Raw genomic sequence first — 12,331 nt, 5'->3', positions numbered from 1 at the left:
CCGGGCGCATGGGTGCCCGCTTGCCAGCGAGCCATGCGCGTTTGGGGAAGGAAGGGAGCGAATGCCCATCGGTTCGGATCGCCGGCAGGCGGCGTTCCTCCTGTTCATGGTGCTGGCCGTGGTCTCGGCGGGCAACAATGCCCTTGCCTCCGTGCTGCCCGCCATCGGGCGGCAGGTCGGCATCGGCGATGTGCTCATCGCCATGGTCTTCTCGCTGTCGGCGCTGCTGTGGGCCTTCTCCGCGCCGTTCTGGGCGCGCCAGTCCGACCGCTACGGCCGCAAGCGGCTCATCCAGCTGGGCGTGGCCGGATTTCTGGTCTCAGGCGTTGCCTTCGGCTGCGTGGTCCTGGCGGGTTTGCGCGGCTGGCTCACGCCCCTGGCAACGATCGCCGGCTTCATCCTCACCCGCGCGTTGTTCGGCCTCATGGGCTCGGCTTCCACCCCGGCCGCACAGGCCTACATCGCTGCTGAAACCTCGCGGGAGGAGCGCACCGGGGCGCTTGCCACCCTGAGTTCCGCCTTCGGCCTTGGCACCATCATCGGCCCGGCCGCCGCGCCCTTTTTCATCCTGCCGTTCCTGGGCCTGTCCGGCCCCATCTTCGTTTTCGTCGCGCTGGCGGGCGTGATGCTGTTCATCATCTCCCGCTTTCTCCCTGCCGACCGGCCGGTGGCGGGGGAGCACCCGTCCGGTCCGGTTGCCCGTTCCTCGGGCAACGCCCTGCTCGATGCCCGCATCCGCCCCTATCTCGTCTACGGCTTTCTCGCCGGCAGCGTGCAGGCAGGCGTCACCCAGTCGCTGGGCTTCTTCATCATCGATCTAACCGGCCGCGCGCCGCAAAGCGCCCAGCAGCTCATCGGCGTTGCCATGATGGCGGGCGCGGCGGCAACCCTGCTCGCCCAGTGGGGGCTGATCCGCCTCCTGCGGTTGCGCCCGCCCGCGCTCATGCGCTGGGGCGCGGTGCTGGCGGCGGGCGGCTGCCTCATCCTTGCGGCGGCAGGCACGTTCGGCACGCTGGTCACCGGCTTCTCCCTCGCCTGCCTCGGCTTCGGCTTTGCCCGGCCCGGCTTCACCGCCGCCGCCTCGCTCGCCGTGCCGCTGGAGGAGCAGGGGCGCATCGCGGGTGCCGTCGCGGCCATCAACGGCGCGTGTTTCATCCTTGCGCCTGCCGTGGGCGTCGGCCTCTACCAGCTGGGGCAGGCCGCGCCCTATGCGCTCGGCGCGCTGATGATGGCGGCCATGGTCGCCTATGCGACCCCGCGCCGGATGCGTGGCCACGCCTACGATGTACAGCCGTGAGGGGCGGCTTCACGTAAGGGAAGGTCCCCTGCCAAAACAGAACGCCCGGCCAAAACAAAACGCCCGGCCAAAACAAAACGCCCGGCCAAAACAAAACGCCCGGAAGGGCGGGCCTTCCGGGCGTCTGTGATCTTCAGGTCAAGCTATGGGCTCAGAACGGCATCTTCATGCCCGGCGGCAGCGGCATGCCCTGGGTCAGCTTGCCCATTTCCTCCTGCGCCTTGGCGTCGGCCTTGGCGCGCAGATCGTTGATGGCGGCGGCCACCAGATCCTCCAGCACGTCCTTCTCGTTGGGGTCGACCAGCGACGGGTCGATGGAGACGCGCACGATCTTGCCCTTGGCGGTGGCGGTCACCTTCACCAGCCCCGCGCCGGACTGGCCTTCCACCTCGATGGTGTCCAGCTTGGCCTGCGCTTCGGCCATCTTGGCCTGCATGTTCTGCGCGGCCTTCATGATTTCCTGAATGTTCATCGCTGAGCACTCCTCAAGCTGTTGGGCGCATCGGTGGCGTCATCGCCAGCCGGGTCGCTTTCGACCGACCTGAAATCGACAAGCTCCGCGCCGGGAAAAGTTTCCAGGGCCGCGCGCACCAGCGGGTCCGCCAGCACCTCGGCGCGCTCCGCCTCATGGCGGGCGATTTCCTGCTCGCGCAGGGTCATCTGGCCCTCGGCCTGGCTCAGGCTCACCAGCCAGCGGGTGCCGGTCCAGCTCTCCAGGCACTGCATCATGCGCTGGGCGAGATCGCGCGGGGCGCGATTGGTCAGCCGCAGTTCCACCTTGCCGGGGGCATAGGCCACCAGATGCGCGTCGTCCCGCAGCGCCTTGCCCAGCAGCAGCTCACGGCGCGATTCGAACAGGCGCACCAGCGCCTCGAAATCCGCCGGGGCATTCTCATTCGGCGGCGGGGCGATCTTGGTGGCCGGGTGATGCAGAACCTCGGCCGTCGGCGCGGGGGCGCTCGGCGCGGGCGCGGCCTCTTCCCTCCGGGCAACCGGCGAGGGCTGGCTGGGCGCGGCGGCGCGCGCCCCGGAGCCCACGGCGACGGACTCGCCGTTCTCCAGTTTTTTCAACAGGTCCAGCGGGTCGGGCAGGCTGGCCGCGTGGATAAGGCGCAGCACGGCCATTTCCGCCGCCTGGATGGGCGAGGGGGCGTTCTGCGTCTCCTGCAAGCCCTTCAGCAGCAGCTGCCACAGCCGGTGCAGCGCGGCAAAGCCCAGCGTTTCAACCCACTGGAGGGCGCGGGTGCGCTCGGCCTCCGCCAGCCCGTCGGCGTCTTCCTCGGGGGCGAGCTTGAGACGGGTGAGCGCGTGGACCAACTCCAGCAAATCCTGAAGGATCGTCGCCGGGTCCGCGCCCGCCTCGTATTGGCGGCGCAGGTTGGCGAGCGCCGGTTTGGGCGCGCCTTCCAGAATGTGGGCCATCAGGTCGGCGATCAGCGCCCGGTCAGCAAGGCCGATCATGTCGCGCACGGCCGCCGCCGTCACCATGCCACCGCCGTGGGCGATGGCCTGGTCGAGAATCGAAAGCCCGTCGCGCACCGAACCCTCGGCGGCGCGGGCGATGATGGTCAGCGCCTCCGGCTCGGCCGTGGCCCCTTCCTTTTCCACGATGGACTGGAAGTGGGCGGCCAGAGTTTCGGTTGGGATGCGCTTCAAATCGAACCGCTGGCAGCGGGAGAGCACCGTCACCGGAACTTTCCGGATTTCGGTGGTGGCGAACAGGAACTTCACATGCGCGGGCGGCTCTTCCAGCGTCTTCAAAAGCGCGTTGAACGCCGCCTTCGAGAGCATGTGAACTTCGTCGATGATGTAAACTTTATAACGCGCCGAAACCGCTGCGTAGCGCACCGCGTCGATGATCTCGCGCACGTCGTCGATGCCGGTGCGGGAGGCGGCGTCCATCTCGACGACATCGATGTGACGGGATTCGCTGATCGCCCGGCAGGGCTCGCACACGCCGCACGGCGAAATGGTGGGGCCGCCCGTGCCGTCGGGGCCGACGCAGTTCAGCGCCTTGGCGATGAGGCGGGCGGTGGAGGTCTTGCCGACGCCGCGAACGCCGGTGAGCAGGAAGGCATGGGCCAGACGGCCGGTCTCGATGGCGTTGGCCAGCGTCCGCACCATGGCATCCTGGCCGATGAGAGCCTCGAATGTGGAGGGGCGGTATTTCCGCGCGAGTACGCGGTATGCCTCGGGCGCGGGTGTGTCAGTCATTCCTTGGCCAGTCTGGTTTCAGGTGGGAGCCGGGAACGACCCAGACCGGAATCGTTGCGGCTGCTTCCTTCCGGACCTGACCGGGTTGGCGAGCGGCCTGCCCGCCCCGACTCCCAGCCCCCGTTTTCCACGAATTGCCGCCGAGCGCAACAGGTGCTTGCACAAATCTCGCCGGAAGGGGCACTGTGCAGGCCGAATTCAGGGAATTTCCGTAATGATTGCAGACCCCTTCACCGCGCCGCTGCCCACAGGGCAACTGGGCTTCACCGGCGGCACGCTTGACCGCACCGACGAGCTGCGCCGCGATCCTGCCTGGATCGCCGCCATGCGCCAGCGCCCGGATGTGCGCTGGATGCTGCTGCAGGAATTAAAACCCTTCGTGCGGGTGGAAGATGGCGCGCCGGACCTCTTGTGGCACGGGCGGGACGCTGCCGAGCGGGCAATCCAGCCTGGCAACGACTGGGTGTTCCTCGGGCTGGATGCTGACGGCATTCCCCACTTCGCCGTCAACCTCGCGCCCGAGGCCATTGCGGACAGCGAGCCGTGGGAGGCCCGCGCCGTCGCCATCGCCATGGGCGGGGATCACCGCGTTGCCATTCTGGGCCAGGCGCGCTCGCTGCTGGCCTGGCACAGCCGCCACCATTTCTGCCCCAACTGCGGCAACCCCACGCGCATCGACAAGGGTGGCTACGCCCGCCTGTGCGGAAACCCTGCCTGCGGGGCGGAGCATTTCCCCCGCGTCGATCCGGTTGCCATCATGCTGGTGGTGGACGGCGACAGCTGCCTCGTCGGCCGCCAGCCCCACTTCGCGCCGGGCATGTATTCGGCGCTGGCCGGCTTCGTGGAGCCGGGCGAAAGCCTCGAAGAGGCCGTGCGCCGCGAGGTGTGGGAAGAGGCGGGCATCCGGGTGGGCCGCGTGCGCTATGTCGCCAGCCAGCCCTGGCCGTTCCCCAACAATCTCATGGTCGGCTGCTTCGCCGAGGCGCTGTCGCGCGATATCCGAATCGATGAAACTGAACTGGAGGACGCCCGCTGGTTCACCCGTTCGGAAGTACGCGCCGCCCTTAGGGGCGAGGGGCCGTTCAACAGCCCCACCCGCATCGCCATCGCCCGCCAGCTCCTGGAGGCATGGGCGGGGCTGGGAGGAGAAGCATGAGCCACTTTGTCGTCAGGCTTGGAGGCGCGCAGCCCGAACGTATGACGCCGCCGCTGGTGGCGGCGCATGTCGCCTGGCTGCGCTCCCTGCACGAGGCGGGCCAGCTGGTGCTGTGCGGCCCGTGCGCGGACGGTACGGCGCTGATCGTGCTGCGCTGCGCCTCGCAGGCGGAGGCCGAGCGGCTGGCCGCCAGCGATCCGTTCGCGGCGGCCGGGGCTTACGGCGAGCGCACGGTCGTCGCCTTCCGCATGGCGACGCCCGAGAACAATTTCCTGCTGGATGGCGCGGCCTGAAAAATCAGCCGCTCGCCTGCTCGTCCAGCGCGTCCGGGTGCAGGCGGGTGAGGGCCTGCGCGTAGGTGCCGAAGATCCGCAGGCGCTTGGAGTGGAATTCCAGTTCCTCCAGCGCGCGCTGGACGGCGGGGTCTTCCGGCGAGCCCTCGAAATCCGCGAAGAAATCGGTGGCGGTGAAGGTGCCCTCGCGCTGGTAGCTTTCCAGCTTGGTGATGTTGATGCCGTTGGTGGCGAAGCCTCCCAGCGCCTTGAACAGGGCGGCGGGGATGTTCCGCACCTCGAAGAAGATGGTGGTCATCAGCGGGCCCTTGGCGGGGTCCGGCGTGATGGGCTCGCGCGCCAGCACCACGAAGCGGGTGGTGTTGTGCGCCACGTCCTCGATGCCTTCGGCCAGGATGTCGAGGTCGTAAATCTGCCCGGCGAAGCTGGAGGCGACGGCGGACGTGCCCGGCTCCTGCTTTTCGGCCACCAGCGCGGCTGCGCCCGCCGTGTCGGCGTAGGGCACCTGGTCGATGCCGCGCGCCGCGCACCACTTGCGGGTCTGGCTCAGCGCCTGCGGGTGGCTGAAGGCTTGGCGCACGTTTTCCAGCTTGGCGCCCTTCGGGGCCAGCAGGCTGTGGCGCACGCGCAGGAAGTGCTCGCCCACGATGTGGAGCCTCGAGGCGGGCAGCAGGAAGTGGATTTCGGCAACTCGGCCCGCGTAGCTGTTCTCGATGGGAATGACGGCGCGGTCGGCCTTGCCGCTCTCCACCGCCTCGAAGGCCTCGTCGAAGGAAAAGCAGGGCAGGGGCAGCCCTTCCGGAAACACCTGGCAGGTGGCCAGGTGGGAGAAGGCGCCGGGCGCGCCCTGGAAAGCCACGGCTTGCGAGGGAAGCGCGGTGGCCTTGGCGGTCATGCGCGAGACCAGCTCGCGCGCGGGTTCCGGATAAATCTGCATGATGCGGCGGTTATGTAGGCCGCGCCAACCACCGTCAAGGGCTGGATTTGCGCGACTTTTCGCAGCGTAAGCCAGGCGAAACAGGTTGCGACGACTTGCGCCTTGCCTCAGACAAAAGCGGCAACTATGGTGCGCGCCGAATTTGGGGGTCCGCTGGAGGACAAGCGTGGACGGTTTTGAGTGGAATAAGTACGCGGCCGGGGGTCTTCTGGCTGCTATCGGCATCCTGGTTGCCATCATTGTAACTGGCGAAGTCTACAAGCCGCATGCGCCCGAGGAACGGGCGTACCCGATCGAGGGCGTTGAGGCCGAGGGCGGTGACGCCGCGGCCGCGACCGAGGACAAGGGTCCGTCGATCGCCGAGCTGCTGCAGACGGCGTCGGCCGAGAAGGGCGCAAGCGTCTTCAAGAAATGTCAGACCTGCCACACCGTCGAGAAGGGTGGTCCGAACAAGACCGGCCCGAATCTCTATGGTATCGTCGGCGGCGTTCATGCCCATGCGGCGGGCTTCGGTTACTCCGACGCCATGCTGGCTAAGAAGGGCGAGCCCTGGACCTGGGAAGCCCTGGATCACTGGATCGCCAATCCGCGGGCGGCCATTCCGGGCAACAAGATGTCGTTCGCCGGCATCTCCAAGGGTTCGGATCGCGCCAACCTGCTGGCCTTCCTGAACCAGAACAGCGACAAGCCGCTGCCGCTGCCCGAGCCGCCGGCGAAGGAACAGGTGGCGTCCGACGAGGCCGGCAGCGAAACCTCCGCAGAGGCGCAGCAGGCCGCCGGCGCCGAAAAGGCTCCGGGCGTCGACACGGCCGGTGCAGAGCCGAAGACTTCGGGCACCCCGGTGACCCAGTCCGCCAGCCCGGCCCAGCCGGACAGCAACGGCAGCCACTAAGGCTCCGGCGCTTCGGCGCGAAAGAACAGAAAAAGGGCAGTCCGGGCGACCGGGCTGCCCTTTTTCTATGGGGCTTTGGAAGGGGCTTCCTTGCGATCTCCCCTTCGCTTTGAGCGGGACGCGCCCGGTCGAACTGGCGCGTCAACGGCTAAACCGGCAGGCTCGGCGGCCCATGCAGGGGGGTGTCAGGAGGGGGTGGGCCCCGCCTGCAAAAAACCAAACGAACCAAGAAAAATAACCAAACAGGCAAATCGCCGCTAAGGCGGTTTAAACGCCCGTAGAAAGGTTTTTGCCTATCCGCGCTAGGGTGGTGGCGGCCAGGCTTGGAATCGCGCTGTAAGGTGCCTCTACGGGGTTTTACGGGCTATGCCAAGGGTGGGTTTCGCCTGTTTGTCCTTCAGGCCAGGCGGCGCACGCAGGTGATGGGTGCCTCAAGGTCCGGTTTCAGGCGCTCGACCACATCCGCCAGCGGCTCGATGACGGTGCTCATCCAGAAGGCGTTGGCGTGGAGGAGGCGGCTCTCGTCCGCCATCAGCCCCACATGGCCGGGAAAGAACACGATGTCGCCGCGCCGCAGGGCGCTCCAGTCGCGCTCGGGCACGGGCTGGCCCAGCGCCTGCTGCTGGTCGCTGTCGCGGGGGGCTTCGATGCCGCAGGCCATCAGCGCCTGCTGCACGAGGCCGGAGCAGTCGATACCCGCCCGCGTGCGCCCGCCCCACAGGTAGGGCGTGCCCAGGAGGCCCTCGGCAACGGTGACGGGGTCCGTGGCCCAGCTATCCAGCGGCCGCGCGTGGCGGCGGTGGATGAAGCCGCTCCCATCCATGAGGGCGAAGAACTTCTCGTCGTGTTCGGCCAATGCCAGCCGCGCGCCAAGGGGCACGCTTAGCCGCAGGGCCGTCTTGATGCTGGGGGCGGCGAACACCAGCCCCTGCGGCGCCGAGACCCAGTGAGTCGGCGCATGCGGCTGACCCGCGTGGTCAAGGCATGCGGCCTCCACATAGCCCACGTAACGGTCGTGGCCGCAGAAGCCCCAGGCCCAGGTCTCGCCGATCTCGAGCACATGAAACGTCTCGCCCAGCAGCAACTGGGAGATCTGCTCGGCCTCCCTGTCCGGCGCGCGCCGCACGGCGGCCACCGGCACGCGGCAGGTGGCGGGCGCGGGCTCCACATAGCTGTGCGCCGCCAGCTGGCCATAGAGCCGCACGTCGGCAAGGTCGGGCCGCCAGGCGACCACCCTCAGGTCGAGGGACTCGCTGCGGCGGGTCACATGCGCCCGACTATTCAAGGGTGGGGCGGATGCCCTGTCCGGCGTGGTTTTCCCTTGGCTGGTTGGCATAGGCCCGCGAGGCTGTGATCCGTTCGGCATATTCCCGAAGGAATGCATGACCTGCCTCGGTTCTTTCAACAAATATATTCCGCAGGTCGGATTCATCCTTCTGGCGCCGGACATAGCCGATCGCCCCCAGGGTATTGAGCGCGCGGGTGACGACGGGCTTTGACACCTTGAGTCGGGCAGCCAGGCCCCGCACCGTGTGCGGACCATCCATCAGGTAGACAATCAGCAGGATCGCCATTTGCCGGTTGGTCAGGTCGGGCTGGTCGGACTGCACGAAGCTAATCAAGGTATGCATCCATTCCCGAAGCGGCGCCATCATCGCGTCGTCGCTTTCAAAGCTAGGGGCCATGAGCATCTCCTCCAAGCTGCCCACGGGGGTGGGGCAGATTCCGTTAAAGTCCCTTAACAAAACGTCGGCGACACCAAGTGGCTCCCTGCGCCAACGAAAAAAACGCGCAAAAAAGCCGAAAAAGAAAACGGAGACGCCCAAACGTCAGGCGTATCGTGACGCTAACAACGCCCAGCACGCGCGCAGGATCATCGCTTCACCGCCTTTTGGTCGCGCCGGGCGGTTTGCGTTGGTCCAGGCGTAGAGGTCGAAGTGCGCCCAAGGTGTGCCTTGAGGGACAAAACGCTGGAGGAACAAGGCCGCGGTAATGGCCCCGGCGAAGCCGCCTTCGCCCGCGTTGTTGATATCCGCCACCGGGGAATTGAGCATTTCGCGGTAGGGCTCCCACAGCGGCAGGCGCCACAGTGGGTCGGAAACCGCCTCGCCGTGGCGGGCAAGGTCGGCGGCAAGCGCATCGTCGGGCGTGAACAGGGCGGGCAGCTCCGGCCCCAGCGCCACGCGGGCCGCGCCGGTCAGCGTCGCGAAATCGAGCAAAAGGTCCGGCTGCTCCTCGGTGGCGAGCGCCAGCGCGTCGCAGAGGATGAGGCGGCCCTCGGCATCCGTGTTGCCGACCTCAACCGAGATGCCTTTTCGGGTCTTGAGAATGTCGCCGGGGCGGAAGGAATTGCCGGAGACGGCGTTCTCCACTGCCGGGATGATGAGCCGCAGCCGCACCGGCAACCCGGCCTCCATCACCAGCCGGGCGAGCGCCAGGGCATGAGCCGCGCCGCCCATGTCCTTCTTCATCAGCAGCATGGCGGAGGACGGCTTGATATCGAGCCCGCCGGTATCGAAGGTGACGCCCTTGCCCACAAGGGTGAGCTTGGGATTGCTCTCGCTGCCCCAGGTCACGTCGAGAAGGCGCGGGGGCTGGGAAGACGCGCGGCCGACGGCGTGAACAGCCGGAAAGCCCGCCTCAAGCAGGTCATCGCCCACGATCTCGCGGACCTTCGCGCCAAACGGCTCCACGCTTGCCCGCACGGCCTGGGCCAGCGCTTCCGGCCCCATGTCGCTGGCGGGGGTGTTCACAAGGTCGCGCACCAGCGCGATCGCCTCGGCCAGCCGCAGGCTTTCCTTCACCGGCAGGCCTTCCGGCACCACGAGAATGCGCGGCTGGCTGCCGTTCTGCTCGGACTTGTAGCGGTCGAACCGGTAGTGGGCGAGCATCCAGCCGACGAGGCTGTGGCCAAGGCTTGCGCCCTCCGCCATCAGCCGGTAGCGCCCGGCGGGGAGCTTGGCGCTCGCAGGGGCCAGATCCCAGGGCCCGAGCCTGTCCGCCTTGCCGACGCCCAGCACCGCGCCTGCCGGTTGGCCGTCAGCGCCGGGCAGCAGCAGCAATTCACCGGCCTTGGGTTTGAAGTCGCTCGCCTCGATCCAGCGGCGCGCGTGCTCGCCCTGCGCCTCCGCCCAGGCGGCAAAGCCTGCGTCGTCTGTCACCCAGAGGGGGATGGCGTCCTGTTGGCTGTCGGTTTCGACCAGATCCTGAAACACGCCTCGCTCCTCCTCTGTTACGCCGGCTGGCTTCGATCGCTTAGCCGGCCGTTACGGGCACGCCATAGAGATCGTACTCGTCCGCATCTTCGACAAGCACCGAAACGATGTCACCTACCTTGAGCCCGTGGGCGTCGCGCAGATGCACCTGTCCGTCGATATCCGGCGCGTCGGCCTTGGAGCGGCCGGAGGCGCCGCCCTCGTCGTCGGCCTCGTCGATAATCATTTCGACGGTGGTGCCGATCTTGGCTTCCAGCTTGGCGGCGGAAATCGCCTGCTGGTGGGCCATGAACCGCTCCCAGCGCTCCTGCTTCACCTCTTCCGGCACCGCGCCCGGCAGGTCGTTGGCCGTCGCGCCCTCCACGGCCTCGTACTTGAAGCAGCCGATGCGGTCGAGCTGGGCTTCGGACAGCCAGTCGAGCAGGTAGTCCACGTCCTCCTCCGTCTCGCCGGGGAAGCCGACGATGAAGGTGGAACGCAGCGTGATATCCGGGCAGATGTCCCGCCAGCGCTTGATGCGGTCCAGCACCTTGCCGGTGTTGGCCGGGCGGCGCATGTTCTTCAGCACTTGCGGCGAGGCGTGCTGGAAGGGAATGTCCAGGTAAGGCAGAATTTTGCCCTCCGCCATCAGCGGGATCACCTCGTCCACATGCGGGTAGGGGTAGACATAGTGCAGCCGCACCCATGCGCCGAGTTCGCCCAGCTCGCGGGCAAGGTCGGTCATGTGCGCGCGCACCTCCCGGCCCTTCCACGGCGCGGTGGCGTGTTTGAGGTCGAGGCCATAGGCGGAGGTGTCCTGGCTGATGACCAGCAGCTCCTTCGAGCCCGCCGCCACCAGCTTTTCCGCCTCGCGCAGCACGGCGTTGACCGGGCGGGAGGCGAGGTCGCCGCGAATGGAGGGGATGATGCAGAAGGTGCAGCGGTGGTTGCACCCTTCGGAGATCTTCAGATAGCTGTAGTGGCGCGGGGTCAGCTTGATGCCCTGCGCCGGCACCAGGTCGACATACTGCCCCAGCGACGGCGACACCACATTGTGCACCGCGCCCACCACCTCTTCATATTGCTGCGGGCCGGTGATGGCGAGCACGTCCGGGAAGCGCTCGCGGATCATCTCCGCTTCCTTGCCGAGGCAGCCGGTGACGATCACCTTGCCGTTCTCGTTGATGGCCTCGCCGATCGCCTCCAGCGACTCTTCCTTCGCGCTGTCGAGGAAGCCGCAGGTGTTGACCAGCACCACGTCCGCGCCGTCATAGTCAGGGCTGATCTGGTAGCCGTCCGAGCGCAGTTTGGTCAGAATCCGTTCGGAGTCGACCAGAGCCTTCGGACAGCCTAGAGAGACGAGGCCGACTTTGGGCGGCGTCGGCAGGGTCTTGGGTGTGGCGGACATGCAAAAAGCCTTAAATCGGGCAGGGCGCGGCAAGGCGCGCCGAAACGGGCAACAATCTGGGCGGTCCTATAACCGCAATGGCCCACGCGCGCCAGAGGGTCGCGGCGGGGTGACGCTGGCCGAGGTCGAGCAAGCGGTGCTCTACATCGATGCCCACGTCATCGTGCTCAACAAACCGGCGGGGCTCGCCGTGCATCGCGGCCCCAAGACGCCCGAAAGCCTGGAGGACTGGCTGCCGCTGCTCGCCTTCGGCTTCCAGCGCCTGCCCCAGCCCGTCCACCGGCTGGACCGGGACACCAGCGGCTGCCTCGTGCTCGGGCGGCACCCCAAGGCCATCCGCCAGCTGGGGGCTTTGTTCGCCGAGCGGCGGGTGAGAAAAATCTACTGGGCCGTCGTCGAGGGGCATCTGCCCTTGGCCGAGGGCACCATCGAGGCCCCGCTACGCAAGATCTCAACGAAGGCGGCGGGCTGGCGCATGATCGCCGCGGCGGACGGGGACCCCGCCGTCACCCGCTACCGCGTGCTGGGCAAGAGCCAGCGCCGCTCATGGCTCGAACTGACGCCTGAGACCGGCCGCACCCACCAGCTGCGCGTGCACTGTGCCACCCTCGGCCACCCCATCGCGGGCGACGTGCAATATGGGGAAGGCGTTGCCACCGGCGCATCCCTCATGCTCCACGCCCGCGAGGTCTCGCTGCAACTGAGCGAAACCTCCCGGCCGATTGCCGTGGTTGCCCCGCCCCCGCCCGGCATGGCCGATGCGCTCAAAGCCTGCGGGTGGGCGGGGGATGAGGGTGTTGGGGGTTCAGAGGAGTAGGATTTCGTAGGGGTCTCGGACCCCTACAACCCCGTTCGTTTGAGCGGTCGCGGTTCCAGCGTGTGCTGGAAACACGGCCGTTTGATATTGATTTGATTGGGCCGCGCCCTGCATCGCGCGCAC

At 67.6% G+C, this 12,331-nt stretch carries 12 protein-coding genes and 1 other RNA gene; 5 read left to right on the top strand and 8 right to left on the bottom strand.

Features of this window, described 5'->3' with window-relative positions; translation table 11 throughout:
• Positions 1-61 precede the first annotated feature (61 nt).
• The gene (locus tag L0C21_RS11025; RefSeq protein ID WP_259278395.1) at positions 62-1,297 is read left to right on the top strand and encodes an MFS transporter; all 1,236 of its coding nucleotides are present in this window, start codon (positions 62-64) and stop codon (positions 1,295-1,297) included.
• Positions 1,298-1,448: 151 nt separating this feature from the next.
• Here L0C21_RS11025 and L0C21_RS11020 read toward each other — a convergent pair whose 3' ends face one another.
• The 3 genes from L0C21_RS11020 to ffs form a co-directional block, all read right to left on the bottom strand.
• Positions 1,449-1,769, bottom strand: coding sequence for a YbaB/EbfC family nucleoid-associated protein (locus tag L0C21_RS11020; RefSeq protein WP_259278394.1), 321 nt, complete (start codon positions 1,767-1,769; stop codon positions 1,449-1,451).
• A complete protein-coding gene (locus L0C21_RS11015) occupies positions 1,766-3,511 on the bottom strand; it encodes a DNA polymerase III subunit gamma/tau (RefSeq protein WP_259278393.1) in 1,746 nt (581 codons plus the stop codon). The genes L0C21_RS11020 and L0C21_RS11015 overlap by 4 nt, the downstream gene beginning before the upstream one ends.
• 20 nt (positions 3,512-3,531) lie before the next feature.
• Positions 3,532-3,627, bottom strand: an RNA gene (gene ffs / locus L0C21_RS11010) — signal recognition particle sRNA small type.
• 98 nt (positions 3,628-3,725) lie between these two features.
• Between ffs and nudC the strand changes: the two genes are divergently transcribed.
• Positions 3,726-4,667, top strand: coding sequence for an NAD(+) diphosphatase (gene nudC, locus L0C21_RS11005; protein WP_259278392.1), 942 nt, complete (start codon positions 3,726-3,728; stop codon positions 4,665-4,667).
• The gene (locus L0C21_RS11000; protein WP_259278391.1) at positions 4,664-4,960 is read left to right on the top strand and encodes a YciI family protein; all 297 of its coding nucleotides are present in this window, start codon (positions 4,664-4,666) and stop codon (positions 4,958-4,960) included. Before nudC ends, L0C21_RS11000 begins: the two co-directional genes overlap by 4 nt.
• Positions 4,961-4,964: 4 nt before the next feature.
• Here L0C21_RS11000 and L0C21_RS10995 read toward each other — a convergent pair whose 3' ends face one another.
• Positions 4,965-5,897 carry a prephenate dehydratase gene (locus tag L0C21_RS10995; protein WP_259278390.1) on the bottom strand — a complete coding sequence of 311 codons (933 nt, stop codon included), beginning with the start codon at positions 5,895-5,897 and terminating at the stop codon, positions 4,965-4,967.
• Positions 5,898-6,063: 166 nt separating this feature from the next.
• On the opposite strand from L0C21_RS10995, the gene L0C21_RS10990 reads away from it, so the two are divergent.
• Positions 6,064-6,789, top strand: coding sequence for a c-type cytochrome (locus L0C21_RS10990; RefSeq protein ID WP_259278389.1), 726 nt, complete (start codon positions 6,064-6,066; stop codon positions 6,787-6,789).
• A 397-nt stretch (positions 6,790-7,186) separates the two neighbouring features.
• On the opposite strand, the gene L0C21_RS10985 is transcribed toward L0C21_RS10990, so the two are convergent.
• From L0C21_RS10985 to rimO, 4 genes are all read right to left on the bottom strand, one after another.
• Positions 7,187-8,056 (bottom strand): C40 family peptidase, encoded by an 870-nt coding sequence (locus tag L0C21_RS10985; RefSeq protein ID WP_259278387.1) that lies wholly within the window; start codon positions 8,054-8,056, stop codon positions 7,187-7,189.
• A 10-nt stretch (positions 8,057-8,066) separates the two neighbouring features.
• Positions 8,067-8,474 (bottom strand): MarR family winged helix-turn-helix transcriptional regulator, encoded by a 408-nt coding sequence (locus L0C21_RS10980; RefSeq protein ID WP_259278386.1) that lies wholly within the window; start codon positions 8,472-8,474, stop codon positions 8,067-8,069.
• A gap of 144 nt (positions 8,475-8,618) precedes the next feature.
• Positions 8,619-10,004, bottom strand: a complete 1,386-nt coding sequence (locus L0C21_RS10975; protein WP_259278385.1) for a leucyl aminopeptidase family protein — start codon at positions 10,002-10,004, stop codon at positions 8,619-8,621.
• A 40-nt stretch (positions 10,005-10,044) separates the two neighbouring features.
• Entirely contained in the window at positions 10,045-11,391 is a 1,347-nt protein-coding gene (gene rimO / locus L0C21_RS10970; protein WP_259278384.1) for a 30S ribosomal protein S12 methylthiotransferase RimO, read from the bottom strand.
• Between the two features lie 109 nt (positions 11,392-11,500).
• On the opposite strand from rimO, the gene L0C21_RS10965 reads away from it, so the two are divergent.
• Positions 11,501-12,208: an RluA family pseudouridine synthase gene (locus tag L0C21_RS10965; RefSeq protein ID WP_259278383.1), complete on the top strand. Its 708-nt coding sequence runs from the start codon at positions 11,501-11,503 to the stop codon at positions 12,206-12,208.
• The last annotated feature ends 123 nt before the right edge of the window (positions 12,209-12,331 follow it).

It is taken from the genome of Pedomonas mirosovicensis (genome assembly GCF_022569295.1).
GTDB classification, from domain to species: domain Bacteria; phylum Pseudomonadota; class Alphaproteobacteria; order Sphingomonadales; family Sphingomonadaceae; genus Pedomonas; species Pedomonas mirosovicensis.
This window is presented reverse-complemented; position numbering and strand designations above follow the sequence as displayed.

Coding starts and splice junctions, on each gene's coding strand:
- L0C21_RS10980 (WP_259278386.1), bottom strand. CDS start 8,474: ATGGCCCCTAGCTTTGAAAGCGACGACGCGATGATGGCGCCGCTTCGG.
- L0C21_RS11000 (WP_259278391.1), top strand. CDS start 4,664: ATGAGCCACTTTGTCGTCAGGCTTGGAGGCGCGCAGCCCGAACGTATG.
- rimO (WP_259278384.1), bottom strand. CDS start 11,391: ATGTCCGCCACACCCAAGACCCTGCCGACGCCGCCCAAAGTCGGCCTC.
- L0C21_RS10995 (WP_259278390.1), bottom strand. CDS start 5,897: ATGCAGATTTATCCGGAACCCGCGCGCGAGCTGGTCTCGCGCATGACC.
- L0C21_RS11025 (WP_259278395.1), top strand. CDS start 62: ATGCCCATCGGTTCGGATCGCCGGCAGGCGGCGTTCCTCCTGTTCATG.
- nudC (WP_259278392.1), top strand. CDS start 3,726: ATGATTGCAGACCCCTTCACCGCGCCGCTGCCCACAGGGCAACTGGGC.
- L0C21_RS11020 (WP_259278394.1), bottom strand. CDS start 1,769: ATGAACATTCAGGAAATCATGAAGGCCGCGCAGAACATGCAGGCCAAG.
- L0C21_RS11015 (WP_259278393.1), bottom strand. CDS start 3,511: ATGACTGACACACCCGCGCCCGAGGCATACCGCGTACTCGCGCGGAAA.